Origin of the sequence: Flavobacterium sp., from assembly GCF_035292545.1 — a bacterium.
Lineage (GTDB): Bacteria > Bacteroidota > Bacteroidia > Flavobacteriales > Flavobacteriaceae > Flavobacterium.
This window is the reverse complement of record NZ_DATDPV010000019.1, coordinates 18,614-44,239: the sequence shown is the minus strand read 5'-3', so window position 1 is coordinate 44,239 and position 25,626 is coordinate 18,614. Positions and strand designations below refer to the sequence as shown.

The window sequence follows — 25,626 nt, the reverse complement described above, 5'->3', positions numbered from 1 at the left end:
TTAACTAGCTTTGAAATACTTTAAATAACTAATAATTTTTTGAGACGCATCTCCCATCCCGTACGGATTTTCTGGTTTTTCAAAACCAGAAAAATGATCCAAAATCGAATAAACAGTCTTCATGATTTTTTCCGGATCAGTGCCCACTAAAATTGAAAATCCAGCTGCAACGCCCTCAGGTCTTTCAGAAACGGTTCTAGTCACTAAAACTGGCTTTCCTAGTGATGGTGCTTCCTCTTGAATACCACCTGAATCTGACACTATAAGAAAAGATTGTTGCATGAGCCAGACAAATGCAGGATAAGAAACTGGTGAAATAAGGTGTATGTTTTCTTTATTTGATAACTTTTCATAAACAATTTGCTTCACATTGGGATTTAAATGAACTGGATATACAATGGCAACATCATCTCTTTCTGAAATTGTACAAAGTGCGTCACATAAATTTTTGAAACCATCTCCAAAATTTTCTCTCCGATGCCCTGTAACTAAAACTATTTTTTTACCTTTCGGAATACTATTTTTTAACTCCTCAATTTCAGGATGTCTATAATTTTCGGTTTCAATCTTTTTGATAGTCCAAAACAAAGCATCAATAACCGTATTGCCAGTTTCAACTATGCAGTTTTTAGAAATCCCTTCGTCTAGCAAATTTTGTGTCGCTTTCGATGTAGGTGTAAAATGAATATCCGCAATTCTACTGGTCAATTGACGATTCATTTCTTCCGGGAAGGGAGCCTGTTTATTATACGTACGCAAGCCGGCCTCAATATGGCCCACTTTTATACTATGATGAAAGGCTGCTAAAGCTACCATGGAGGAAGTGGTGGTATCACCATGAACCAAAACTAAATCGGGCAAATATTTCACAAAAATGGAATCCATACCTTTTAAAATTCGGGCACTTAATCCGTTCAACGTCTGGTTGGGCTGCATTAAATCTAAATCATAATCAGTTAGGACTTCAAAAAAATCCAACACCTGATCCAGCATCTCCCGATGCTGCGCCGTCACACATACTTTTACCTCAAAAAAAGAGTGTTTTTTTAACTCATGGTAAAGCGGAGCCATTTTGATAGCTTCCGGACGCGTGCCAAAACACAATAGGATTTTCATTATTGATTTAATTTTTTAATTTTCTTCCATTTTCCAAAAACCGATAAGCGCAAAGGTAAAGTAAAATAGAAAAGCTGTAATTGTACTTTTTCAAATATAGTCAATTGTAGCTTATTCAAAATCTTACTAAACAAATGATACTCTTTAAAACCTAGTGACAGTTGTATAAAATAACGCAGTAATGAAGGAGACAGCAATTGCTTTTCCTTCAAATTTTGCACTACCAACAAAATAGCCTCTTTTTTGGACGCTCTCCGAATAGGATTGTGAGTATAAAACTCCCCTGTATTCGAATTAGCATGTTTTCTTCCGTAAAACAAACATTTATCTATAGAGATACCCCTAATCCCAGTGGATATTATTCTGGAATACAATTCCCATTCTTCAGCGTACATTAAATGCTCCGTAAATCGATTGTTTACAAAACAATCTTTCTTCCACATAACAGCGCAAGAATTAAATGGAAGCTCATTTTTCAATATCTTTTCTACATCATTTGCGTCGATATAGAATGAAGTATACACTTTTGAATAATCAAAATCATACATAAAATCACCCATAAAAGCATGACGAATATACCTACAAAAGGAAATGTCTTTTTGGGATAATTCCGTTACACACAACTCTAAATTTTGAGGATGCACTATATCATCATCATCAAAAAAAATGATGTAATCGCCTTTAGCTACATCTAATCCATAATTACGACAGCCGGGCAATCCTTTTAGATATTTATCGGGACGTTTTAAAAACCGAAACCGTTTATTATACTCTAGAATAGGAGTTATGACTTCAGCAGTATTATCGGTTCCTCCGTCATCAATAATTAAGCATTCCCAATTTTCAAAAGTTTGATTTTCTATGGATTGCAAGGTTTCTACTATAAAGTGCGCCCTGTTATAGGTCGCCATTATAATGGTTACTGATGGTGTCATCTTTTTTTCTTGAAAAATGAATATTTGATTAAAGTCTTTATATCTTTTTTATCAAGAACCTTAGCATATTTTTTTATAATAAATAACGATCTGGAAAAATTATTTTTAAAATATTGATCCAAGGTCAGTAATTTAATGGTGTTTATAAGAAATGCTCTCTCAATTAATGCGCTATTCAAAAAATTTATATTTTGTTTTAGTTTGCCCTTGAAATCTGAAATTCTATCAAAATTAATTATAATCCAATTAAAATCTATTTTCTGATGAGTCAATTTTTTTGATAAAAATCCTGCAATTTCGTTATCGCTTGATTCTAAAAAAATTTCACAGAAACCAGCATACATTTTACCAACATTTTCCTTCCAAAGTTGGTTTTTTGCATCATTTTGACCTATTAAATATGTTAAACTTTGTCCATGTTTTCGATATCTGTACAGGACTTTATTTTTAATCTGATAATACTTACTATGTAAAATGGCCCGTAACCAAAAATCATAGTCCTCAACTAAAAACAAATCTTCGTTGTAACCTTTGTTTTTATCAAAAACTTCTTTTTTATAAAGAAAACATGAACCAATATAATTTCCAAAAATCATATTTTCAAAACCAAGTAATTTAACTTCTCTTATTTCATTTCCCAAATCATCAATTAAAATAAAATCACTATAAACAATATCTGCCTTTTTATTTATGATTGTAGCATAAAGTTCTTCTATTGCATTCAATTCATATAAATTATCATCACTAGTCCAGGTAATGAAATCGCCTTTTGTATTCCGGTGTCCTATATTTAAACTAGCAGGTAGCTTTTTATTCTGTTTATTATTGACAATCTTAACTCTATCATCTTTGTCAGCATAATAAGTTGCAATCTGTAAAGTCGTATCGGTAGAACAATCATTAACAATTATTAACTCAATATTTTTATAAGTTTGGTTTAGACAACTTTCTATGGATTGAGATAGATATTTTTCTCCGTTATAGACAGGAAGTATTATTGAAATTAATGATTTATTTACACTCATTAAGGCTTTAAATTATTTTATTGTTTTATTAATGATTTTTTCTAACTTATTGACATAAGTCACTACGTCATATTCTTTTATTTTTCCCAAATTTTTAATTCCTTCAGCATCTCTTAAATTTTTAGATTCAATAAGAATCGACAATTTTTCATATATTGTATTTTCATTGTTTTCAACTAAAAATGAAGACTCCCTTAACAAACCTATACAACCCGGATGATTAGAAGCAACTACTGGCAATCCATATAACATATATTCCATTACTACATTGGGCGTTCCTTCCGTAAGTGAAATCAACACCCCAATATCAATTATATTTAAAACCTCATTTACCTCTTCATTACTCAAAAGAGTAACCCTATGTCTTAAATTATTTTCTTCAATTCTATTCCCTAAATGAATAAATTTATCATACGAGTCTTGTTTATTTTCTTTATTTCCCAGAAATAATAAATGTGCAAGGGGATATTTTTTTTGCAGTTTAGTAAAAACATCCAATACTAAATCGTGGTATTTATCGTATCTGAAATGAGCAATCATGCTGATTACTATACTATCCTCTGGAATATTAAATTTTTTCCTTATTTCCTTTTTATCTAAATCAACCCGTTCCAAGGTTACATTTTGAGGAAGTATGTTTAGTTTTCCTTTATCAATATGATATTCATTATTAAACATTTCTAAACAGTTTGGAGCATTCCCAATTACACAAGGGGTATTATTTACTGCAATACTTTCCATAATATCCATACTTAAAGAATCTAACCCCAACTGATGCCAGAAAGTAAATTGAGCCGAGGGTAATAATTTATAGAGATAGAAAGCAACTTTGGATGGAAAATTTAAATAAGGAATAATAATTTCAGGTTGATGTTCTATTAAACCCTTTCTGAGTTTTAACAAATACTGAATTGTCCATTTAAAACGCTTTAAATTTCTAATTGAAAACTCTTTTTTAACAAAAAGGTATGGTTTTCCAAAATGCATTACTTTATTAATAGAGCATTGCTCTAAGTATTCATCAAATTCTTTAGTCGTTTTATCTGAAAAAGTTAAAAGTAAATCAACTTTACAATTACATTCCTGAGATAAATACCTCCCTAAACCTAAAGCTTGTCTTTGTGCACCACCTAATGCTCCTTCATGAAGTATTAATAATACTCTTTTATTTGATAAATTCATTCAATTACTACTTAAGACATTATAAACAGGCAATCTAGAGCATACATAGTAGCTTCAAAACATTACGATTCAGATTCCTATCTAATTAAAAAATCAATAGTATATTTGCTCATAAAGCATACACTGTCTAATCTTGCCAAAGCTATAAAATTATTACCAATTATTAGATTAATTAATTTAACGGTTGAAATAAAACATAAAAATGGGAATCAACTACATTATTCTGGCTCATCAAAACCCACAACAAGTACAACGATTAATTAATCGCCTGGATACTTCTTACAGTAATTTTTATATCCATATTGATAAAGGAGTAAACATAATTCCATTTAGAGATGTTTTATCAAATAAACCCAATATTTTTTTTATTGATGAACAACAAAGAGAATATGGTACTTGGGGTGATATCGGAATTGTAAAGGCTACCATTGCTATTTTATCGCAAATTGTAAAAGACAACCGAACTGGCTATTGTATCTTAATGAGCGGTCAGGATTATCCGTTAAAAAACAATCCATTCATCTCTGATTTTTTCGAAACCAATTACGGTGCAAATTTCATCGTAACCTATCCGCTCCCTAATAGAGGCTGGGGCGCTCAGGGAGGTTTAGATCGTTTAAACCAATATAAGGTAAATCTTTCTAACTCCAGAATGGATTTTGTCCAACTCCCTTCCATTTTTGATGCGTTTTTCTACAAAAAACAAACCATAGGCAAGTTAAAAAAGTTATTAAAAAGAAAACATTTTTCTGGGTTATCAAAAATATTATTAAAAAGGAAATTGCTGAAAAACATTAAGCCTTATGGGGGAAGTCAATGGTGGGCTTTTCCGATAGAAACAATAAAAGACATTCTGGCATTTATAAATTCAACCCCAGAATATCTGAAATATCATTCGGACACCCTTTTACCAGACGAAATATTTTTTCACAGCATACTGATGTATTTGAAAGAAAAAAATGAAAATATTATTATTAAACCAAGTATTACTCATGCGAATTGGGAACGTAAAAACACGTCGTTACCCGTTACATATAAAAAAGAAGATATAGAGGAGCTAAAGATAGTGTCTAACAATAAATTATTTGCCAGAAAATTTGATATGGCAATTGACGAAGAAATTCTATCTATTATAGACGAAAATTTACTTAAAAAAATAAATGAATCCAATTAGAGAAATTATAAAAAGTATGCTTCCTAAATTAGTTAAATATCAATTCAGGTTGTAAAAAATGCAACGAAAAACAGCGGTTAGAAAAGCAGTATACTGAAATAAAGTTATATGAATAAAAGAATCTTCCAACAACTCAATCTAATAAGAAAATTTAATTGGATGTTTACGAGGAAATATTAAATATTATTGAATTTCAAAAGATTAGGCAATTTAATTTTTATTAAATATCCTGTATAATATCCTTTTAAATGAAAAGTTGTTTCTTCGTATTTCATCTTCAAAAAAAAGTTTGTTTTCTTTTATTATTTTTTCATTTTCTTTGGAAATCCTTTGGTATAAATATTTTTTTGAAATTCGTACCAATTGGGTACTTTCACCAAAATGAATTTTAAAATAGGATTCAATTAATTGCCAGCTTAAAATGGCATGTGTTATTTTAAGTTCATTATTTAAAAGACTTACGTTATCATCATTATTCCTTCTGTAATAAACAACTGCATTATTGCTAAAGACCACTCGTTTTGCCTTAATAAATATACGGGCAAAAAATTCCCCATCCTGATTGACTGCCAAATTTTCCATCCAATTACCTGCCTGATCAATTAATTTTCTGCTCACTAAATAAGCATGCGGCGGTAAAAACCCCCCAGACCAGGCTAATGCATCTATAAACTCCGAAATAGTATCAAAATTTTTGTACGCTTTGAATTCATTTTGCGAATCAGAATCTCCTAAGAAATTAGAGAAAAATTGCCATCTGCAAATGGCAATTGTTGCTGCATCATCTTTCAATAATTGCACTATTTGTACTTCGATTTTGTTGGACGAAATTAAATCGTCCGAATCTAAAAACTGAACGAATTCCCCTTTACTCAACTCCAACCCATAATTACGGCAGGTGTTAGCCCCTTTGGGTCTTTCTACCGGTCGAAGGTAGTATTGAAATCGAGGATCTTTTTTTTTGAATTCCTGAACAACTTCCTCCGTAGCATCTGTACTTCCGTCATCCACCACAATACATTCCCAATAGGTGTAGGTTTGCGCCAACACACTGTCTAAAGTTTCCCTTATGAGAGATACCCGATTATAGGTTGGAATAATTATGGAAACCAGCGGGTTGTTCATGGGTAGTATTATAATCAATTATAAAAAACTGCTTTTTCATGAACAAAAATAGTTTTATTTTTGAATAATTGATAGGTATAATTTTTTTAGTATGAAAATTTGTGTTGGGTTTTAGTTTATTTAAATCAACAAGTCACGATTAAACAATTCAGTCATCGAAAAATGAAAAATCTCTAAGTCCTCACGAAAAAAAAGAAGCATGTTATTATAATTCTAAATCAAGTCTTGTAAATAACATTAGCTTATTTTTTATTGATTTATTTTAACTCATCAATATCATCCGCAAAAAATATTCTAATTTTACATATGTTTATACCAATGCCCTATCCCTAATTTCGCTAATAAAATGAATTCAGTCATAAGCAAGTATAATTATAGAAGTGGGTTATTTTCATTATAAATAATGCTTCCCTTTTTTACTATTCAATTCTCTACTTCTTTCAATTTCAGGAACAATTTTATTTAACAATGTCAATTCTCCCCTATACAGATTGGCTTTTTTAAATTCCAGCTTCAAAAACAATTTTACTATCAATTTCAAAAGATCCTTATTATTCGTTTTAATTTCTTCTCTCACTTCTACATTTATGTTTGCCCATTTGGATTTTAAATAACGTTCCTTTAAAACCAGCTTATCCTTTATATCGTTTACGACTGTTGGCTTTCTAAATTCTCTATCGTGGAAAATATAAGCCTCAGGAACAACTCCTATTTTCAATCCATGAAATAAAACTCTTTGACAATAATTTTCATCTTCTGCATAATGGTGAAATATAGGATCAAACCCTCCGATATTTTCCAATGTTTTTCTGGGCAACATCCAAGCCGCAGCATTTATAAAAGGAACCTCATAAATAGATTTCAGAAATTTGTGCTGCAACGCATCGAAAAATAAATCATCGTTTTGTTTTATGTAATTGGAAAAGTTTTTATCTAATTTGGTTCCGGCTCCATTTAAGTGAATAGGGCTTATAATTCCGTATTGAGGATTTAATTTGGTAACTTCAATTAATTTCTCCAATGTTTTTTCTTCTATCCAGGCATCTTGGTTGAGTAAAAAAACATAGTCTGCACCAGCATCATAGGCTTTTTTAATTCCAATATTATTCGCTTTTCCAAACCCTAAATTTTTTCCAGATGCTATAAAATCAACTTCCGGAAAACATTCCTTAATTATTACTTGAGAACCATCCGTAGAGCAGTTATCAACAACAATCGTTTTTAATGGAATCGTGCTGTTTTGTAAACTTCTGAAACACTCGTTTATCCATTTTTTGGGGTTATAAGTAACTATGACGACGAATAGATTCATTTTAAAACTTTCTTTTTAATTTTTCGTGATATTTTTTTTAAAAAACAAATCCATTTATACCTAGTAGAGAATTTATTTCTTAGTTTTTTTTGAACTTCCGGATGAAGCAACGCTAAGTATTTATCAAACAAAATTTTATCATAAATATCGTAATCATCAATTTTCTTATTTCTGTTAACATTGGTCTCCTGTTCCTGATGTATTCTAAATTTAACTAATGGTTTGTTAATAACAATAATATCCTTAATTTTCAGTATTCTGTACCAATATTCATAATCCAAAATCTGTTTTAATTGTGTATCAAACAATCCTATCTTTTTAACAATCTCTTTCTTAAACAAAACGGTTGTTGGTTCTCCTATTTTATTTAATGGCGATTTCAAAAATTCAATATTAGAAAACATTTTTTTATTTAATACCGTTATTGAACCACTATTTTCACATATATTCATTTGCAAATCTCCAAATGTATCAATCCACTTATATGTTGCTTCATTATTAGAATTTTCCTCAACAATAAAATTACGCTTGCAGGTTATTAATCCAGCATTTGGGTATGTATTATAAACTCTTACCATTTCTTCAATACAAGTAGGTTCTAAAACGTCATCTTGAAATAAAAATTTAATATACTCCCCATTTGCTTTTTCTATACAATTATTCCAGTTTCCTCCTATACTATTGGGCAAATGATTATAAATATATACCGGAAAATGAACATTTTTAGAAAATTCGTTTATTAGCGACAAGGAACGGTCTTTAGAATTGTCATCACTGACTATTAATTCAATATTTGTATAGGTCTGCTTACTCAAACTCGCTAAAGCTTCTTTTAGATAGTTTTCTCCATTATAGACAGGCAAACAAACTGATATTAAAGGCATTATTTGTTCCATATTCATTTTATAAATCTTTAAAAAAAGCAGTCTTTTCTGCTATCCAAATATATTTCCTTTGCCCAATTTAATTCCTTTTTGTCACTGCTTAAAAGGACTTGGTGAATTTTTAGCACTTACTATAAAAGGAGACACTTTGGGGAAGGTCTGCATAATTTTCCAATAGTCGAACACTATTATCCCTGCTGTAATCATGCTATAAAATAACCTCAAAATTTGATACGTTTGATTTAAAAATACTTTCTAAGCTTTGTGCCAAGTATTTTCATGGTTGTAATTAGGATCAATTACATTAACTAAAGGTCTATCAAACACAATGGGCTATTTTATTTTTTTTATGACAACGGCTGGAACACCCGCAACAACAGAGTTAGCTGGTATATTTTTTGTTACTACCGCATTGGCAGCAATTATACTATTCTCACCAATAGTTATGTTAGGCATTATACAAACGCCTTCACCAACCCAAACATTTCTTTTAATTAAAACTGGACCTTTAGAAATTAATGGCCTCATATTAGGAGCTATATTCAACATTGCTTCTGATGTATCTCCATGATTATGATCCGTAATATATACTCTGCTAGCAAACAAACAATTATCTTCAATAACGATAGAATTAATACATCCGATATGGCAATCTGTATTAAATGTTACATTATTTCCAATAATGATTTTTGGAGAAAACTTTTCTCCATTATATTGATCTAAAGCTTCTAATCTAAATCTTTGCAGAGAAACGAAATCGTTACCTATTTCTATATATTCAGGTCCTAAAATTCGAAAATCTTGTTCTAACTTAAAATTATGTCCTACTTTTTTAAATTTAGAATTCAAAATTCTGCGCTCTTTTTGTGCTTTATCAATAAGATAATTATCAAAAGCATTGAAAACTTTTACTTTCAAATATTTTTTTATTTTTTTTAGCATACATTTTAATTAAAACAGGCTACAATTCTATCAATTTCTTTTTCTGTTAGTTCAAAAAACAGAGGAAGTCTTAACAAGGTATCGGTAAATTTATCACTATTCGTTAATACTCTTCCGTCATGTTTAGTGTGGTAATAAGGACTTGAATGCAACGAAATATAGTGAAAAACCGCCAATATATCCTTTTCTTTTAATTTTTGAATGTAATGCGTTCTTTGCTCTAAGCTTTCAAAACTAACAAAGAACATATGAGCATTGTTAGTGGCGTATTCTGGAATTTTAGGTAACTGAATGGAAATTTCATCTGCAATCAATTGCATTTTTTCAAAATAATACTGCCAGAGCTGTTTTCGTTTATTTTGAATGGCCAATATATTTTCAATCTGAGCCCATAAAAAAGCGGCAATTACTTCGGAGGGTAGAAAAGAACTTCCAATATCTACCCAGCCGTATTTATCAACTTCTCCCCTAAAAAAGGCAGAACGATTGGTTCCCTTTTCCCAGATAATCTCTGCGCGTTCCACAAATTGGCTATCATTAATAGCTAACATGCCGCCCTCGCCGGAGATAATATTTTTGGTTTCATGAAAAGAAAAAGCGGCTAAATGCCCTATGGAACCTAATGCTTTTTTTACTCCGTCTTTTCCGGTATAAAAACTCTCTATAGCTTGAGCTGCATCTTCGATAACAAACAAATTATGTCGTTTTGCAATATCCATGATGGCATCCATATCACAGGCAATTCCTGCATAATGAACAGGAACAATAGCCTTAGTCTTAGGCGTAATTAAGGCTTCTATGGTGGCCACATCCATATTTGGATTTTCAGTACCCGAATCGGCAAAAACAATTTTGGCGCCTCTCAGTACAAAAGCATTGGGTGTGGAAACAAACGTATAGGAAGGCATGATAACTTCATCACCGGGTTGAATACCAATTAAAATCGCTGCCATTTCTAATGCATCGGTACAAGAAGTGGTAAGCAAACACTTACCAAAGCCATAATGCTGCTCAAAAAACTGTTGGCATTTCTGGGTATATTTTCCATTACCGGATATTTTACCGGAAGCTACTGCATCTGTGATGTATTCGGTTTCTTTTCCGGTAAGATAGGGTTTGTTAAAAGGTATCATTATCTTATAAATTTTGCGGGATTACCTACGTATAGTCCGCTTTTATCAATTGACTTTATTACTACCGCTGCTCCTCCTATTTGAGTTTTAGCGGCTATTTTTATACGATCTATGATGGTTGCATTAATTCCAACAATGCTCTGCTCCTCGATGATGACGAATCCGGCAACCGCTACACGAGGCGATAAAAAACAATGCTTACCTATCTTGGTGTCGTGAGCAACTGTACAACCTAAATTTAGTAGGTTATTGGCACTAATGATTACTTTGGCATCAATAATACAGCCCGGATAAATTATGCATCCCGATTCAATTGTTGCGGACGAATCTACCCAGGTACTGGAATGCACTATGGTACCGAAAGGAATTTGTTCAGAGAACCTATCGAACATTTCTTTTCTTACGGCCAAATGCTTGTATCCTATGCCTATTAGCAACTCATCAAATTGTTGGGACTGGAAAGCAGCCTCAATAGCATTTGTTTTTCCTAAAACAGGAATAGCATTCACTTCTTTTTCCGCAGAAAAGTCATCAAAGAAAACTACTGCATCATAATGCTTGTCAGACAAAGCATAATGTGCAATTTGTTGCCCTAAATGTCCTGAACCTATAATGGCGAGTGTTTTCATGTCCTAAAATTTTAAAAACTTTCGAGAATCAGTCCCTTCATTAAAAATTAAATCTAAAATCGTTACGCCATGTTCAAAAGGAGGAAATAATTGATTATACTCTTGATATCCCGAATAATCCATCCATTCCAAATTTATATTTTCCTTGCTAAAAAGAGATTCCTCTAAATAATTTTTGGCCGCGGGCCCTGAAATATAATGCGTTGCCTGAGTTTGTTTGCATAAATCCACCAGCCGCTCTGTTTTTCCTTCAATTAGATTGTAATCAGTAGAAAAACTGATTTTTGTTTTGATATTCAAAAATTCACAAATATTTTTTATAAAAATAAAATTAATTTCTGATAAATAGTTTGTTTTTGAAGCTTGATTATACAATTCGAAAACAAAATCTTTATGTGCATTAAAATATTTTGCCTTTGCATAATTGGCCTGAATCGTTTTGCTGTGTTTCGTTGCCCAGTTTGAACTGAAGACTTGTGTTTGATTTATGCTTTGGGACAAGCTTTCTATTCGCACCGGTATAGTAATCCACTCTTCACCTTTATTGGTTTTTATCTTATTCCTGTTTCTCCAATCGTTTTTTGTGTATTGCATCTCATCATAAATAATAAATTCGTCAACAGAAGCAATAAGATCGAAATACCCCTTCCATGGAATGTAATTGGATTGCAGTATGGCTATTTTTTTCATTTTTAATTAAATATCTTAGATATTTCCACTTGTAATTGGCGCATATTTATATTTTAATTTAAGAAAAAACAATTCTACATATTTATAAGATAAGTAACTAATTAAAATTGTAAATCCGATTATTAAAAAATATAGGGTTAAGTTACTTCCAATAAAAGAAGTAATGCCCACTTTATTGACAAAAGAAAAAGAGAAATACATAACCAAAGGATGATACATATAAATTCCATACGACCATTTTCCTAATTCTGAGAATAATTTTATTTTTATATTATTTTCTATGAAAAGTAATATTAATAACCCAAAACTCAATGATAAGGTGACATTAGATATCTTACAGCATAAATGTAAAATTAAAGAAAGTACTATTAACACAATTACACTTCTATTTGTAATTAACCTTTGAACTAAGTCTTTATTCTTTCTATAGAGTATTGCAATAATTCCTCCCATTGCCATAAAATCGATATTAAATGATGACAAAAATGCTTTCAACAAGGGAAAGGAATTAAATAATTCGATTTTATAGTTTATCAAGTTCATTAAAAGAATTATCCCTATTAAAACTGGTAATAATATTTTTGAAAAAAAACTCACAATCCAAGGCCAAATAAGATAAAACTGTTCTTCTACGCTAACACTCCAAGATTGTGAAACTCCAGCCACTGCTCCAAAAATTTGCAAGGCTACGTTCGATAAAAAAAACAAATGCAACAGTAAATTGTCCCCATAAACAAGTTGTTCAATTCTCTCATTGTAATAGAGTTGTCCATAAAAAAAACTCGGAAATAATCTATATACCCATGGTAAAATAAAAAAACCAAGTATTAATATTATGAAATATAGTGGCCAAATTCTTAATATTCTCCTACTATAAAACTTGGAAATTGAAATGTTGCCTTTAACTACTTTTTCTTCTAACAAAAGATATGTTATTAAAAATCCAGACAAAACAAAAAACAAAAAAACGCCATTCTTCCCTAAATGTCCAATTATATTGTTTAATATGCTAACATCATATAAAGAACTTAATTTCAATCTATGTTTATACAACTCAATATGATGAAATACTACTGCCAAAGCAGCAAATGCTCGCAATTCATTTAGCCCACTAAAAAATAATTTATCTTTCATTTTTTTCGTTTTCTAAAATTTCCTGCATTTTAGTATTCCAGACAAACTCAACTTTCTCATTAATTAATTTACAATCGCCCACCCTAATCCAGGGTTTCGAAATCTGAATTTTAAGAAAATCAGGATTCCATTCTTCTTTAGGCGTAATTTCTTTTACATAAAAAGAATATTTAAAATTTTTAGCCTTTTTACTGTTCTCAAAATACCTTAAATAAGGAACCATGCCCTTTTCAAAATTATCGATATTTAAATTCGGGGCATTTACCCTGAAAGTATAATTTACCCATAAAGCACCGTTAATATAACTTTTGTTGGGTATTCCATTTTTATCCAGTATAGGCACTGAACCGCTGTTGCTGCCATTTGTATATTCAATTTTAAAAATATGATTATAACCATCAAAGTGGTCTTTAAACATAAAAACGGGGTGGTGCGTAATCCCTAAATATTTTACCAAAAACCATTTTGAATGTTCATAGGGTATCGAAACCACTTGATTCAAATAATTTTTATAGGGTAAGATACTTTGAACACTCGGAGAAAACCAAATCATTAAACCTTGTGCCAGAATGAAAAACACTAAAATGATTTTCCAGAATAATTTGGTTATTGCTAATTGGTTCCAGCCTTTCAGTAGTAGATCCTGATTTTCATCTAATGGGAGTTGATATACCGGCAGATTACAATTTTCGACTGTACATCTTTCCGTTAACCGGTTGCCTGCTATAAAATGATATACTTTTTTTCCCAGAAAAGAAATTCCGGGTAAGGAACCCAATAAACCTAATGGATAGGTGTACATCAAAGATTTTAATAATTGAATATAAGCCCAATAGCCCACGTACACTTTCCCTGATGAAGTTACTCCGTGAATATTAATCAGCAAAGCTTCTTCGTTGTATGACTTTAAAACCGCATCATCAAGATAATTTCCTTGAACGGTTCGACATTGGATGGTATGAAACAAATCAAAATGACGTATTACCACCACTACTTTATTGCAAAGGGGACATTCCGCATCATAATAAAAAGTATAGCGTGTTTTTTTAGATTGTATCCCATTTAAAATAGTTCTCCAAAAAACGGGGGGAATTAAAAGCAAATAAACACCTATTGCAGTTAAGGCAAACCATGGTATCGGGTAGGCAATTAATATTCCGAAATGAAAAAAAAGGCCTACCAACAATAAAGGCACACGCCATTTTTTAAACCAGAATAAAAAAATAAAAACGGTTTCAAAAACCAAAACCAAATAACCCAAAAACTTAACGACCCACTCCTGATTCAATAAAAAAGAAGTGTCATTCCAGACTATCATAGGTAAACTGGAAGGAAGCCAGACGCCTAAACCATCCATCCACATTTTACTGGAGAACTTATGAAAAATGGAATCAAAATAGACCAATCCTATAGCTACAAAAACTGGAACTAAATAATTAATCTCCATAACCGTTTTGTCTATAGTAAAGGGTTTTCCAATATGGGTATATTTTAATTTTTTCAATAAACTATCCAATGAAAAAATTCTCGAAACCGGTAAAAAAAGCAATAAAAAATTTAAGCCAACATAGGCATAAAAAACATGGTATTCAAAATGCAAAGCAGAACTAAAAATAATAACCGAGAAAATGTAGTTGACTATAGTGGTGAATCTTGTAAATAAGCCAAGAAATAAGAAAGCAAGGATGACAAACCAAAAGTAAAATAAAAACGCCACATCAATTTCTCCAGTGTAAATAAAGGGGTCTTTATCATAAATAATATGACGAAACTGATAGAGTTGGGTAATTTCACAAAATAATATGACACTATAAAACATTCTGAAAATAGAAAGTCCGATAGCATCTGTCTTCAAATTAAAAATCTTATCAATGAATTTATACATCACTTATGAATTTTGATGAATACTTTCAAAAATTGATTTTGCATAATCAAGAGAAGAGAAATCTTCAACCATTTTTACAGCATTATTTGAATACGTAATATACTCTTCTATAGAAAGCTCAAAAATAGTTTGAATCCCTTTAGCTAGATCGTTACTATCTTTCAAAATTGCCTTATAACCATTGTACCCTGTAACCACCATATTATTTACAACTCCCATATCAAAACCTACTACAGGCGTTCCACATCCCAAAGCCTCACATATCATTAATGGCCCTGAATCCTCAATAGAAGGATTTACAAATACATCTATAGCCTGATACAATAAAGCCAACAATCTATAATCTTTTACATAATCTATATGTCTTTTTGGAAACGGAATTTGATCAAATGAATTTATTTTACCTCTAGAAACAATTAAAACTTCTAATCTATTCTTCTGTGATTCAGTTAAGTTATTCGCAAGAATTTGTAATGATTCAAGTAAATACTCAAATCCTTTTCTTTTACTATTAGCATCTTGACACCCCATTAATATATAAAATTTATTTTTATCTAAATCAAATACTCTTTTAGAAATGTCTTTATTCTTTGTATTAAATAATTTAGTGTCAATTAGTCCATTTATATTTAAAACAGACATTTGATTTTTATAAATTTTAGATTCTTTAGCTTGTTTCAATGTCCACCCAGAACCTGCAATAATTTTAAAATTACCTAGTTGCGCATTTTTGAGTTTTGTTTCAAAATTAATTTTAGGGATTTTCTTTCCTACTGGACTTAAAACTGCCGGACAATAGGTATCACAACCGTTTATATAACCTTTGCAGTCCCACGCAAAGTGACATCCCCCTGTAAAATGATTCATGTCAACTGTAATATTATAAACCTGTGCATTGGTTAATTGTTGCAGATTAAGTAAATCGGTTGAATTCATGAATCCAGTGGTCATACCAGTATAAATAAATTCAGGAACAAAACCTATCAGTTTTATAATTTGCTCAGAATCTACATTAGTATTTGTTTCATCAATGCTTATAAAATCATAATTGGGATCAAACAATATACTTGTAGTTTGCGCTTTAGGCTTGACTTTTATTTTACTTTCAATTTTATTAAAAATGCGAAGCCAAATACTTTTCTTTTTATAATGTTGATAAGGTATCTTATAAGGTATAATAAAATCTTTGCTTTGTGTTTTGCTTTTTACCAACATCGAGACCTGATGCCCTTCTTCCTCAAAAAGCAAACCCAATCTGTAAATTGCTTCATAAGCACCATTGACATCTCCTGCAGATAACAATAAAATTTTTCTCTTTACCTCTCCCATTTCACCGGTATTTTAAAAATTCCGTTTTCTTTATCCCCTTCCTTAAATTCTTCCTGTGCAAGATTAATGATATTTAGATTCAGTTTTCTTTGAGGAAAGTCCAACACTCTTACTTTCGGTATGTCTATAGCCAAACCTATAATATAAGAATTTGCAATTAAAGTGTTTCTGGGTACTTTTACTTTCCAAGTGGTTATCCCAGTAAAATCCAATGCTCTACGGTTTATAAAAATTAAATTTTCGTATTTATCTAAAATAGAAAAATTTAAACGGGCATTTTCCTCGTGAAAATTATTTTTTAAAGTTATCTGAATATATACATCCTGATCAGTGAAATATTCATTAACTCTATTGTTATTTTCGTCTCTTAACTCTACCGCTAAAATTTGGGCCTCTTTACTGTCATCCCCTTCATATATTATAGTAGAAGTTTCTTCCTCCTCTGAATTCAATTCTAAATATTTAGACAAAGCATTATCAATATTACCATCGTATTTTACCCTCCCATGTTCTAAAACAATCCCTCTGGTACACAAGCTCTTCACGGCTGCCATGTTATGGCTGACAAACAACACCGTTCTACCGCCTGATCTTGATATATCCTGCATTTTACCAATCGCTTTTTTCTGAAACTAGGCATCACCTACAGCCAGCACCTCATCAACAATTAAAATATCAGGTTCGAGAAAAGCGGCTACGGCAAAAGCCAATCGCACATACATCCCGCTACTATATCGCTTTACCGGAGTATCAATATAGCGTTCGCAACCGGAGAAATCAATGATTGCATCTATTTTAGAGGTGATTTCTTTTTTGGTCATCCCAAGAATAGCGCCGTTTAAGAATATATTTTCACGCCCGGTCATCTCTCCGTTAAACCCGGTACCCACTTCCAATAAAGAAGCAACACGACCACCAAACTTAATACTTCCGGTTGTAGGCGCCGTAACACGAGATAATATCTTGAGCAGCGTAGATTTTCCTGCTCCGTTCTTTCCAATGATTCCTAAAACTTCACCCCGTTGTACTTCAAAATTAATATCCTGTAAGGCCCATACATAATCGCTGGTCCCTTTAGTGGAACGGTCATTAGTATCACCAATTTTAAGATACGGGTCTTCTTTACCTCGAATCTGATGCCACCAACGATTGAAGTCGTGAGTCAAAGTTCCTGTGCCTACTAATCCTAAGCGGTATTGCTTGGAGATGTTCTCAGCCTTTAATATAATGTCTTTTTTCAATTGTGAATGTATATTGTGAATTGTGAATTATCTGAAAATGGTAATCTGATAAATCGAACAACCTGTAATTTATATTAATGTCAAGTTTTAATGTCAATAGTAGAACTAACAATCTAATAGTCGAACAATCTAACGATCGCCTGCCTAAACCGTATCTATAAAACTCTTCTCCGTCCTGTTAAATATCAAAACCCCCACCAAGAACACAATAACTGTTATCAGAAAGGTATACGCTAATCCCAAAACAGATATTTGTCCAACACCTAGTAACATATATCGCGTAGTTTCTATCACATAGGCTAACGGATTGTATTCCACTAACCAACCGTAACTAGGTAATTTTTCTTTAATCAAGGCCATAGGATACATTACTGCTGACAAATACATCAATAGTTGTACACCAAAACCAACCAAATTACTGAAATCCCGATATTTAGTAACTAAAGAGGAGATAAACATCCCCAATCCCAATCCCAAAACACCCATCATAACAATCAATAACGGAAAGAATAAAGTCGCTGCATTCATCCCTATTGCAGCTCCTTGAAGGTAGTAATACAGATAAAAACAAATGAATATAAAAAACTGAATTCCAAATTTTAACAGGTTAGATATTACAATAGAAAGAGGAACAATAATTCGGGGAAAATAGACCTTGCCAAAAATTCCGGCATTACTGCCAAAGGTATTGGAGGTACCGTTGAGACAGGCTGTAAAATAATTCCAAACCGTGATTCCGGCTAAGTTAAACAAAAAAGGAGGCACACTACCGGTATTGATTCCGGCCACATTATTAAAAATAATGGTGAAGGTAACCGAGGTAAACAAAGGCTGTATGAGATACCAAAGCGGTCCTAAAACGGTTTGTTTATAAACCGTCACAACATCTCTTTTTACAAAAAGCATCAGTAAATCCCGGTATTGCCAGACTTCTTTAAGATTCAGCGAAAAAAATTTGTTTTTGGGTGTGATTTCAAACAACCATTCCGCACTGCTATTTTCCTTATTATTCATTGTTGTATACTAAAAATCATTGGGTTCTTATTTTGTTTTTAAGCCGAATTTAATCCATGCGCCAAAACAATCGTTATAAATTATTCAAATTTATAATAATAACGCACCAAATATAACAATTAATAGGTAAAAAGCACCCTTTGGGTAGTCCATTTTGTAATCAAAGCTATTCGATAATGAATAATCTTACGTGTTTTTAAAGGGAAGTGAATAATCACAGGTACGAAATAACAAACTCTCCATTCACCAATTCCGACATCGTCCCAACAAATCCAACAAATCCAACAGATCCAACAAATCCAACAGATCCAACAATCCAACAATCCAACAATCCAACAATCGAATAATCAAATAATCAAAATCCCTCATGGAATTTTTTAAATAATGAAATTTAAAAGCAAAAAAATAGAGATTCCTCCTCTGTCGGAATGACAAAGACTAAAAAACCCTAGCATTCCTAAGAACATAGATTTATTTAAATGATGAAGTTTAAACAACAAGAAGTATAGAGATTCCTCCTCTGTCGGAATGACAAAAAAAGCACCCTGTCATTCCGACGAAGGAGGACTCGAGCGTAGCAAACAGGCGAATTAATCCCTAAATTTCATAATAATCCAAGGAGCAAAAAAAGTGAAGAGGTAAAATCAAACAATCAAACAATCAAACAATCAAACAATCAAACAATCAAACAATCAAACAATCAAACAATCAAACAATCAAACAATCGAACAATCGAATTATCAAACAATCTACTGTCATTCCGACAAAGGAAGACTCGAGCGTAGCGAACAGGCGAAGCAATCTCATAACTTACAACTCATAACTCATAATTTAAAACTCACTCATACTGTTTCTCATAATACTTCGCATACTCACCAGAAGTCACATTTTTCAGCCACGTTTCATTAGCTAAATACCAATCCACCGTTCTGTCCAATCCCTGTTCAAAAGTAACTGATGGTTTCCAGCCTAATTCCTTATTTATTTTGGAGGCATCAATGGCATAACGCAAATCATGACCTGGGCGGTCTTTTACATAAGTGATTAAGGCTTCGGAAGTTCCGGGAACTCTTCCTAATTTTACATCCATGATCTGACACAATAATTTGACCAGGTCAATATTTTGCCATTCGTTGAAACCGCCTATATTGTAAGTTTGATGATTTTTACCTTCATGAAAAACCAGGTCAATCGCCACGGCATGGTCTTCTACAAAAAGCCAGTCCCTGGTATATTTTCCATTACCATACACGGGCAAGGCTTTGTTATTGATAATATTATTGATAAAAAGTGGAATCAGCTTTTCAGGAAAATGATTGGGTCCGTAATTATTGGAGCAATTGGTGATCACATAAGGCAAACCATACGTTTCCCCATAGGCTCTGACAAAATGGTCGGAACTGGCTTTTGAAGCCGAATAAGGGGAATTGGGGTCGTACGGAGTTGTTTCTGTAAACAAACCTTCGGCACCCAGACTGCCATAAACCTCATCGGTACTGATGTGGTAAAAACGCTTTGTCGCTTCCTTTCCCTCCCATTGCTTTTTGGCGGCATTCAACAAATGCATCGTCCCGATGACATTGGTTTTTACAAAAGCCAGCGGGTCTTCGATAGAACGGTCGACATGCGATTCGGCGGCCAGATGAATCACCCCGTCAAACTGATGCTGCTCAAACAAATGGTTGATAAAAGATTCCGCTGTAATATCGCCTTTTATAAAAGTATAATTCGGCGCTTGCTCTATATCGGTAATATTTTCGAGATTCCCGGCATAAGTCAGTGCATCCAGATTATAGATTTGATAGGCCGGATATTTTTGGACAAATCGGCGTACGACATGGGATCCTATAAAACCAGCTCCGCCGGTAATCAATATTTTTTTCATTTTTTGTAAGTTGTTATCCTGTTTTCTTATGGCTTTTTTAAAACCAAAAATAGTAAGAACATCCCGTAGGGTTTTATTATTAAAAAGGGCCGTTCGCGTATCTTTTGTTAAATAAACTAAAACACTAGGAACTGAAAGTCCATAAATTTGGCTTGGCAGACTAGAAAGACTCACTCAGATTAATCAGTGATAATCTATTTAATCTGTGCAAAAAAAATTTAGAAGCTAAAGCAAAATACACCAAAGTACCTAGTTTTAACTATCCCTATGCCAATAAACTAAACCACTATGGACTGAAAGTCCAAAGATTTGCCGCAAATTAGAAAGGTTCACACAGATTAATCAGTGATAATCTATTCAATCTGTGGCAAAAAAATTTTAGAAGCTAAAGTGAAATGCACCAAAGTACATATTTTTAACTATTCCTGTGACCAATAAAAAATATAGGGAATGGTTTTAATCTTACGCCCAAACGGGTTAAGAACCAATTCCTTGATACACAAATCCGATGTCTGCTAATTTCCTGCCGTCAAGCACATTCCTGCCATCAAAAATAAAGGCCGGTTTTTGCATATGGTCATAGATGCGTTGCCAATCGTAATTCTTAAATTCATCCCACTCGGTTAGTATCGCAATAGCATGAGCGTTTTGACAGGCTTCATAAGGATTTTCAAATACAGTGATGCCTTGTTTATTTTTTTCTGTTGTTCGGGTTTCCAAATAGTCTAAATCGCACAGTACCTGTTTTTCGGATACTTTGGGATCATAAACCGCAATTTGGGCCTGTTCATTCAGTAAATCATCGGCAACAAAAATGGCTGCTGATTCTCTGGTATCGTTAGTGTCTTTTTTGAAAGCCCAGCCTAAAAAAGCGATTTTTTTACCGGAAATGGTATTGTATAAGGTACTGACGATGTTTTTGGCGAATCTCCTTTTCTGATGGTCATTCATGATGATTACCTGTTCCCAATAATCTGCTACTTCATGCAGCCCATAGGATTTTGCGATATAAACCAGATTCAAAATGTCCTTTTGAAAACAAGATCCTCCGAAACCCACGGAGGCTTTCAGGAATTTAGGACCAATTCTGCTGTCCATGCCAATGGCACGGGCCACTTCATTGACATCTGCCCCAGTTTTTTCACAAAGTTCCGAAAGCGCATTGATCGAAGAAACCCTTTGTGCCAGAAAAGCATTCGCGGTTAATTTTGATAATTCCGATGACCATACATTGGTAGTCAGAATACGATCTTCACTGACCCAGTTGGAATACACGTCTACCAAGGCCTGAATCGCTTTTTTACCTTCTTCCGAAGCATCGCCACCAATCAAAACACGATCGGGATGCAATAAATCCTGTACGGCCGTTCCTTCGGCCAAAAATTCCGGATTGGAAAGAATCTGGAATTGAACCCCGTTTCCGGTATGGTCCAAAATACTTTTAATGGCTTCCGCGGTCCGTACCGGTAAAGTAGATTTTTCGACTACAATTTTATCGTCTTTGGCAATTTTAGCAATTTGTCTGGCGCAAAGTTCAATATATTTTAAATCGGCAGCCATACCTTTCCCCGAACCATAGGTTTTGGTGGGGGTATTCACCGATATAAAAATTAATTGTGCTTCATCAATGGCGCGTTCCACATCGGTGGAGAAAAACAAATTCCTGCCTCTTGCTTCAGCAACAATAGCACCTAAGCCCGGTTCATAGACTGGAATATTATCGACGTTGGGGTCATTCCAGGCTGCAATTCGCTCCTCATTTAAATCTACAACAGTCACTTTTATATCCGGACATTTCTGCGCAATAACAGCCATGGTTGGCCCTCCCACATAACCTGCCCCGATGCAGCATATTTTTGTTATTTTCATTTTTTTAACTTTCTGTTTTTTTTTATCCGTTGGCGGTTTTCTGTTATCGGTTTTCTGTTATCCGTTATGGGTTGTCCGTTGTCTATTTTCGGTTGTCCGTTTTCAGTTCTCTATTGTCTGACAACCCATAACGGATAACAGAAAACCGATAACAGAAAACCCACAACTCAAAACCGAAAACGGATAACTCAAAACCCATAACTCATAACCCAAATCCCCTCACTCAAATTTATTCCAATTATTCTCCACATACCGCAGAAAAGAAAATAGTTTAGCCCCTAATGTATCATATTCATTTTGAAGCAAAGTTATTTCATTTGCTAAGTCAGGGTAAAGTAAGAGCAGTTTTTCTAAATGACAAATAGTTTCCAGATTGCTGGCATGAGAGTAAGTTAAGAATTTAATAAAATCAAACTTATAACGTCTTCTTCCATATCCTTCCAAAATGTTTGTTACTACCGAATCTGATGATCTTCTTACCTGGCTTCCCAATTCATACAATTCATATTTAGGGAGTTTTAAAGATACCGCATGCGTTTTATAAAACAACGATAAACTTAAATTATAGATATCTAAATCTTTATAGCTTTTCATCCATTACTGAATTTTTGATTTCCCATAACCCATAACTGATAACCCAAAACCCATAACTCATAACCCATAACTGACAACCCACACCCCTACTTCCTAAAAATTTTTTTTCTCCATTTTTCTAAAAAATTTCCAGGCTGCTCTTCATCATAATACCCTCCGGAATAATTGCCATAACCGTAGCCGTAGCCATATTTGGCCTTGCTTTCAAATCCATTTAGGATAATGCTGATGTTATTCAATTCTTTCCTTTTGTGTTTGTCATTGACCAAGGTAAGCATGCCTTTTTTGGTTACATTTTGTCTGACGATATACAGTGTCACATCGCAATACTGCGCCAATTCTAAGGCATCAGAAACCAAACCTACCGGTGGCGTATCTAAAATGATGTAATCGTATCTGGTTTTCAAATCATCCAATAGCTCTTTCATGCTGTCACCGAGAATCAATTCCGATGGATTGGGTGGAATAGGCCCCGAGCTGATGACATCCAGATACGCTATATGCGTTTTTTGAACAATTTCATCGACTGTTTTTTGACCAATCAAATAATTAACTACTCCGTGCGTATTTTCTAAATTAAAATCTCCGAATATTCTTGGTCTTCTTAAATCCAATACCACGATGACGGTCTTTTTTTCGCTTAACGCAAAAACGGTAGCGATATTGGTCGAACAAAACGATTTCCCTTCTCCACTGATGGAGGAAGTGATCATCAGGGTTTTTGCCCCGACCACATTTTGTTTTTTATATAAAAACTGCAGAGAAGAACGGATGGCCCGGAACGATTCGGCTAATCCCGATTTTGGTTTTTCAAAAACAGCAAGGTTCGTTTTACCAGTATTCACACCGGTAACGCCTATCACTGGAATATTTGTCAGTTTCGCAATATCATCGGTGCTGAGAATACTATTATCCATAAAAGTTAGCGTAAAGGCAACCAACAAGGGAAGTAACAAGCCTAAAAACAGCGCCAGTATATAATTCACGCTTGTTTTTGGTCCTAATAAACCACCGCCAACATCCTTCGCAGGATCTATAAACTGAATATCGGATACATTGGCGGCTTTTACAATATCTGCTTCACTTCTTTTTTGTAAAAAAGTATTGTAAATATTATCGCTCAAATCGTATTTCCTTTTGATCTTCACTAGTTCCTGCTGCGCTTCAGGTAATTTTTTCATAGTGCTTTCCGCTTCGCCAATATTTCTGTTGACCATCGACAAATCATATTGAATCGCCACTTTAGCCGAGGCAATATTTTCAAGAAGCACTCGCTTAACCGCTTCCATCTGATTGTCAAATTCCCTGTAAATTTTATCATTCTTAACGGCATACGCCATAGCAGAACGTTCGGTAGATAACGCGATTAATTTTGAAACCCCGCTAACGATATTGGGATCATCTATTCCCGCAACGGCCGGAGCTGGTAGTTTTGAATAATCAGTGCTATTGGACAAATAGGATTTCAGCCTGTTGTAATAAGCCATTTTTCTGTTAATAGCATCCCGTTCGACATCAAACCCTGAAAGCTTATCTGATACTTTACTGCCATCCCCTTCGAGTTCAAAGACATTTTTATCTTTTCTGAAATCCTCCAATTCCCCTTCGGTTGCTTTCAACTGTCTTTCCATCGCCAGCAGGGTACTGTCAATGAACATGATGGTGTTTTTGGCAAATTGGTTTTTGCTGTCCAATTCATTTTTGCGCAGCACTTCAACGGTGGTGTTCAGATAATTGACCATTCGGGCTTTGTTGGTCCCCTGCATACCCAGTTTTAATATCGAACCGCCTTTAGCATCCGTCTCAATATTAATATTTCTGTAACCGGCCACTGTCCCATTGAAATCACCAAAGCTTACAAAAAATTCTTTCCCTGCATAATCGGCGGCATTTTCTCCCAACTCTAATGTCCAATGCAAAAAAGGCAGGGAGACAGCTTCTCCAATTTTGAATCTCTTTACAAACCCTTCTACAGCCACTGCTGTGGTCGTGTTGCTGTTAGTGGCATAATTAACCAAGGACACCTGAGGGCTTTCAAAAGGAATCCTGATCTCATATTCCGTTTGATTGATAAACTTGATGCCAATGGTTTTTCCTAAAAGTTGCCCTTTCGATTGGTCTATATTAACAAAAAAGGGAGCCTCACCATAGGCGTCTTCGAGTTTGTATTTTCCTTGTTTCAGATACTGGATATAGTATTGCAGTTTGGCCACCACCAATTCATTATGCGAGCGTGATTTCAATATGGTCACTACCGTCTGAATCTTATCCGAAGTGCCGCCCCAATTGAAAACCAGACTGGTATTGGACGTAAAAAACGGATTGTTTTCTTCTTTTATGTTAATTAAACTTTCAACGCCGTAAATTTTTTCCTTTCTGATATTAACCTGATAGGCAATGGTGAAGGCGATAATCAGACTCACCACAAACCATTTCCAATAACTTAATATTTTGATTAAAAACCCTTTAAAGTCAAAGTTGTTTTGGCTTTCGAAAAACGTAAAATCTTTTGTGTCCAGCATGTTTGT

The 25,626-nt window shown here is 33.5% G+C and carries 21 protein-coding genes and 1 pseudogene; 2 read left to right on the top strand and 20 right to left on the bottom strand.

Translation table 11 applies throughout. The features are described 5' to 3' along the window. From wecB to VI621_RS02935, 4 genes are read right to left on the bottom strand one after another with little or no spacing between them, the layout of a single operon-like run. Window positions 1–1,116 (bottom strand): non-hydrolyzing UDP-N-acetylglucosamine 2-epimerase, encoded by a 1,116-nt coding sequence (gene wecB / locus VI621_RS02950; protein WP_324216903.1) that lies wholly within the window; start codon window positions 1,114–1,116, stop codon window positions 1–3. Then, entirely contained in the window at window positions 1,116–2,051 is a 936-nt protein-coding gene (locus VI621_RS02945; protein ID WP_324216902.1) for a glycosyltransferase family 2 protein, read from the bottom strand. The genes wecB and VI621_RS02945 overlap by 1 nt, the downstream gene beginning before the upstream one ends. Continuing rightward, window positions 2,048–3,076 carry a glycosyltransferase family 2 protein gene (locus VI621_RS02940; protein WP_324216901.1) on the bottom strand — a complete coding sequence of 343 codons (1,029 nt, stop codon included), beginning with the start codon at window positions 3,074–3,076 and terminating at the stop codon, window positions 2,048–2,050. Before VI621_RS02940 ends, VI621_RS02945 begins: the two co-directional genes overlap by 4 nt. Before the next feature lie 12 nt (window positions 3,077–3,088). Next, window positions 3,089–4,258, bottom strand: a complete 1,170-nt coding sequence (locus VI621_RS02935) for a glycosyltransferase (RefSeq protein ID WP_324216900.1) — start codon at window positions 4,256–4,258, stop codon at window positions 3,089–3,091. Window positions 4,259–4,460: 202 nt separating this feature from the next. Here VI621_RS02935 and VI621_RS02930 point away from each other — a divergent pair, with 202 nt between their 5' ends. Next, the gene (locus tag VI621_RS02930; protein WP_324216899.1) at window positions 4,461–5,432 is read left to right on the top strand and encodes a beta-1,6-N-acetylglucosaminyltransferase; all 972 of its coding nucleotides are present in this window, start codon (window positions 4,461–4,463) and stop codon (window positions 5,430–5,432) included. A gap of 210 nt (window positions 5,433–5,642) precedes the next feature. Here the strand turns inward: VI621_RS02930 and VI621_RS02925 are convergent, their stop codons facing one another. The 12 genes and pseudogenes from VI621_RS02925 to VI621_RS02870 all read right to left on the bottom strand — a co-directional run bounded on the left by VI621_RS02925 (window position 5,643) and on the right by VI621_RS02870 (window position 18,750). After that, entirely contained in the window at window positions 5,643–6,557 is a 915-nt protein-coding gene (locus tag VI621_RS02925; RefSeq protein ID WP_324216898.1) for a glycosyltransferase family 2 protein, read from the bottom strand. Window positions 6,558–6,951: 394 nt separating this feature from the next. Continuing rightward, a complete protein-coding gene (locus tag VI621_RS02920) occupies window positions 6,952–7,869 on the bottom strand; it encodes a glycosyltransferase family 2 protein (RefSeq protein WP_324216897.1) in 918 nt (305 codons plus the stop codon). Then, window positions 7,866–8,771 carry a glycosyltransferase family 2 protein gene (locus tag VI621_RS02915; protein WP_324216896.1) on the bottom strand — a complete coding sequence of 302 codons (906 nt, stop codon included), beginning with the start codon at window positions 8,769–8,771 and terminating at the stop codon, window positions 7,866–7,868. Before VI621_RS02915 ends, VI621_RS02920 begins: the two co-directional genes overlap by 4 nt. Window positions 8,772–9,086: 315 nt before the next feature. Further along, complete coding sequence (locus tag VI621_RS02910; protein WP_324216895.1) at window positions 9,087–9,695, bottom strand: acyltransferase; 609 nt, start codon at window positions 9,693–9,695, stop codon at window positions 9,087–9,089. A gap of 5 nt (window positions 9,696–9,700) precedes the next feature. Beyond that, window positions 9,701–10,828, bottom strand: a complete 1,128-nt coding sequence (gene rffA, locus VI621_RS02905; RefSeq protein WP_324216894.1) for a dTDP-4-amino-4,6-dideoxygalactose transaminase — start codon at window positions 10,826–10,828, stop codon at window positions 9,701–9,703. Further along, window positions 10,828–11,457 carry an acetyltransferase gene (locus tag VI621_RS02900; RefSeq protein WP_324216893.1) on the bottom strand — a complete coding sequence of 210 codons (630 nt, stop codon included), beginning with the start codon at window positions 11,455–11,457 and terminating at the stop codon, window positions 10,828–10,830. Before VI621_RS02900 ends, rffA begins: the two co-directional genes overlap by 1 nt. 3 nt (window positions 11,458–11,460) lie before the next feature. Next, a complete protein-coding gene (locus VI621_RS02895; RefSeq protein ID WP_324216892.1) occupies window positions 11,461–12,147 on the bottom strand; it encodes a WbqC family protein in 687 nt (228 codons plus the stop codon). Window positions 12,148–12,162: 15 nt separating this feature from the next. Then, a complete protein-coding gene (locus VI621_RS02890) occupies window positions 12,163–13,281 on the bottom strand; it encodes an acyltransferase (protein ID WP_324216891.1) in 1,119 nt (372 codons plus the stop codon). After that, a complete protein-coding gene (locus VI621_RS02885; RefSeq protein ID WP_324216890.1) occupies window positions 13,271–15,166 on the bottom strand; it encodes a DCC1-like thiol-disulfide oxidoreductase family protein in 1,896 nt (631 codons plus the stop codon). Before VI621_RS02885 ends, VI621_RS02890 begins: the two co-directional genes overlap by 11 nt. A gap of 3 nt (window positions 15,167–15,169) precedes the next feature. Beyond that, the gene (locus VI621_RS02880) at window positions 15,170–16,495 is read right to left on the bottom strand and encodes a glycosyltransferase (protein WP_324216889.1); all 1,326 of its coding nucleotides are present in this window, start codon (window positions 16,493–16,495) and stop codon (window positions 15,170–15,172) included. Between the two features lie 475 nt (window positions 16,496–16,970). Next, window positions 16,971–17,736: pseudogene (locus tag VI621_RS14800) on the bottom strand (ABC transporter ATP-binding protein); the annotation flags it as partial. A 144-nt stretch (window positions 17,737–17,880) separates the two neighbouring features. Then, window positions 17,881–18,750 (bottom strand): ABC transporter permease, encoded by an 870-nt coding sequence (locus tag VI621_RS02870; RefSeq protein ID WP_324216888.1) that lies wholly within the window; start codon window positions 18,748–18,750, stop codon window positions 17,881–17,883. Between the two features lie 206 nt (window positions 18,751–18,956). On the opposite strand from VI621_RS02870, the gene VI621_RS02865 reads away from it, so the two are divergent. After that, window positions 18,957–19,097, top strand: a complete 141-nt coding sequence (locus tag VI621_RS02865; RefSeq protein WP_324216887.1) for a hypothetical protein — start codon at window positions 18,957–18,959, stop codon at window positions 19,095–19,097. 491 nt (window positions 19,098–19,588) lie between these two features. Here the strand turns inward: VI621_RS02865 and rfbB are convergent, their stop codons facing one another. The 4 genes from rfbB to VI621_RS02845 form a co-directional block, all read right to left on the bottom strand. Next, the gene (gene rfbB, locus VI621_RS02860) at window positions 19,589–20,635 is read right to left on the bottom strand and encodes a dTDP-glucose 4,6-dehydratase (protein ID WP_324216886.1); all 1,047 of its coding nucleotides are present in this window, start codon (window positions 20,633–20,635) and stop codon (window positions 19,589–19,591) included. Between the two features lie 477 nt (window positions 20,636–21,112). Continuing rightward, a complete protein-coding gene (locus VI621_RS02855; RefSeq protein WP_324216885.1) occupies window positions 21,113–22,504 on the bottom strand; it encodes a UDP-glucose 6-dehydrogenase in 1,392 nt (463 codons plus the stop codon). Between the two features lie 219 nt (window positions 22,505–22,723). Then, the gene (locus VI621_RS02850) at window positions 22,724–23,098 is read right to left on the bottom strand and encodes a four helix bundle protein (RefSeq protein ID WP_324216884.1); all 375 of its coding nucleotides are present in this window, start codon (window positions 23,096–23,098) and stop codon (window positions 22,724–22,726) included. 86 nt (window positions 23,099–23,184) lie between these two features. Beyond that, window positions 23,185–25,620 carry a polysaccharide biosynthesis tyrosine autokinase gene (locus tag VI621_RS02845; RefSeq protein ID WP_324216883.1) on the bottom strand — a complete coding sequence of 812 codons (2,436 nt, stop codon included), beginning with the start codon at window positions 25,618–25,620 and terminating at the stop codon, window positions 23,185–23,187. Window positions 25,621–25,626 lie beyond the last annotated feature (6 nt).

Coding starts and splice junctions, on each gene's coding strand:
- wecB (WP_324216903.1), bottom strand. CDS start 1,116: ATGAAAATCCTATTGTGTTTTGGCACGCGTCCGGAAGCTATCAAAATG.
- VI621_RS02945 (WP_324216902.1), bottom strand. CDS start 2,051: ATGACACCATCAGTAACCATTATAATGGCGACCTATAACAGGGCGCAC.
- VI621_RS02940 (WP_324216901.1), bottom strand. CDS start 3,076: ATGAGTGTAAATAAATCATTAATTTCAATAATACTTCCTGTCTATAAC.
- VI621_RS02935 (WP_324216900.1), bottom strand. CDS start 4,258: ATGAATTTATCAAATAAAAGAGTATTATTAATACTTCATGAAGGAGCA.
- VI621_RS02930 (WP_324216899.1), top strand. CDS start 4,461: ATGGGAATCAACTACATTATTCTGGCTCATCAAAACCCACAACAAGTA.
- VI621_RS02925 (WP_324216898.1), bottom strand. CDS start 6,557: ATGAACAACCCGCTGGTTTCCATAATTATTCCAACCTATAATCGGGTA.
- VI621_RS02920 (WP_324216897.1), bottom strand. CDS start 7,869: ATGAATCTATTCGTCGTCATAGTTACTTATAACCCCAAAAAATGGATA.
- VI621_RS02915 (WP_324216896.1), bottom strand. CDS start 8,771: ATGAATATGGAACAAATAATGCCTTTAATATCAGTTTGTTTGCCTGTC.
- VI621_RS02910 (WP_324216895.1), bottom strand. CDS start 9,695: ATGCTAAAAAAAATAAAAAAATATTTGAAAGTAAAAGTTTTCAATGCT.
- rffA (WP_324216894.1), bottom strand. CDS start 10,828: ATGATACCTTTTAACAAACCCTATCTTACCGGAAAAGAAACCGAATAC.
- VI621_RS02900 (WP_324216893.1), bottom strand. CDS start 11,457: ATGAAAACACTCGCCATTATAGGTTCAGGACATTTAGGGCAACAAATT.
- VI621_RS02895 (WP_324216892.1), bottom strand. CDS start 12,147: ATGAAAAAAATAGCCATACTGCAATCCAATTACATTCCATGGAAGGGG.
- VI621_RS02890 (WP_324216891.1), bottom strand. CDS start 13,281: ATGAAAGATAAATTATTTTTTAGTGGGCTAAATGAATTGCGAGCATTT.
- VI621_RS02885 (WP_324216890.1), bottom strand. CDS start 15,166: ATGTATAAATTCATTGATAAGATTTTTAATTTGAAGACAGATGCTATC.
- VI621_RS02880 (WP_324216889.1), bottom strand. CDS start 16,495: ATGGGAGAGGTAAAGAGAAAAATTTTATTGTTATCTGCAGGAGATGTC.
- VI621_RS02870 (WP_324216888.1), bottom strand. CDS start 18,750: ATGAATAATAAGGAAAATAGCAGTGCGGAATGGTTGTTTGAAATCACA.
- rfbB (WP_324216886.1), bottom strand. CDS start 20,635: ATGAAAAAAATATTGATTACCGGCGGAGCTGGTTTTATAGGATCCCAT.
- VI621_RS02855 (WP_324216885.1), bottom strand. CDS start 22,504: ATGAAAATAACAAAAATATGCTGCATCGGGGCAGGTTATGTGGGAGGG.
- VI621_RS02850 (WP_324216884.1), bottom strand. CDS start 23,098: ATGAAAAGCTATAAAGATTTAGATATCTATAATTTAAGTTTATCGTTG.
- VI621_RS02845 (WP_324216883.1), bottom strand. CDS start 25,620: ATGCTGGACACAAAAGATTTTACGTTTTTCGAAAGCCAAAACAACTTT.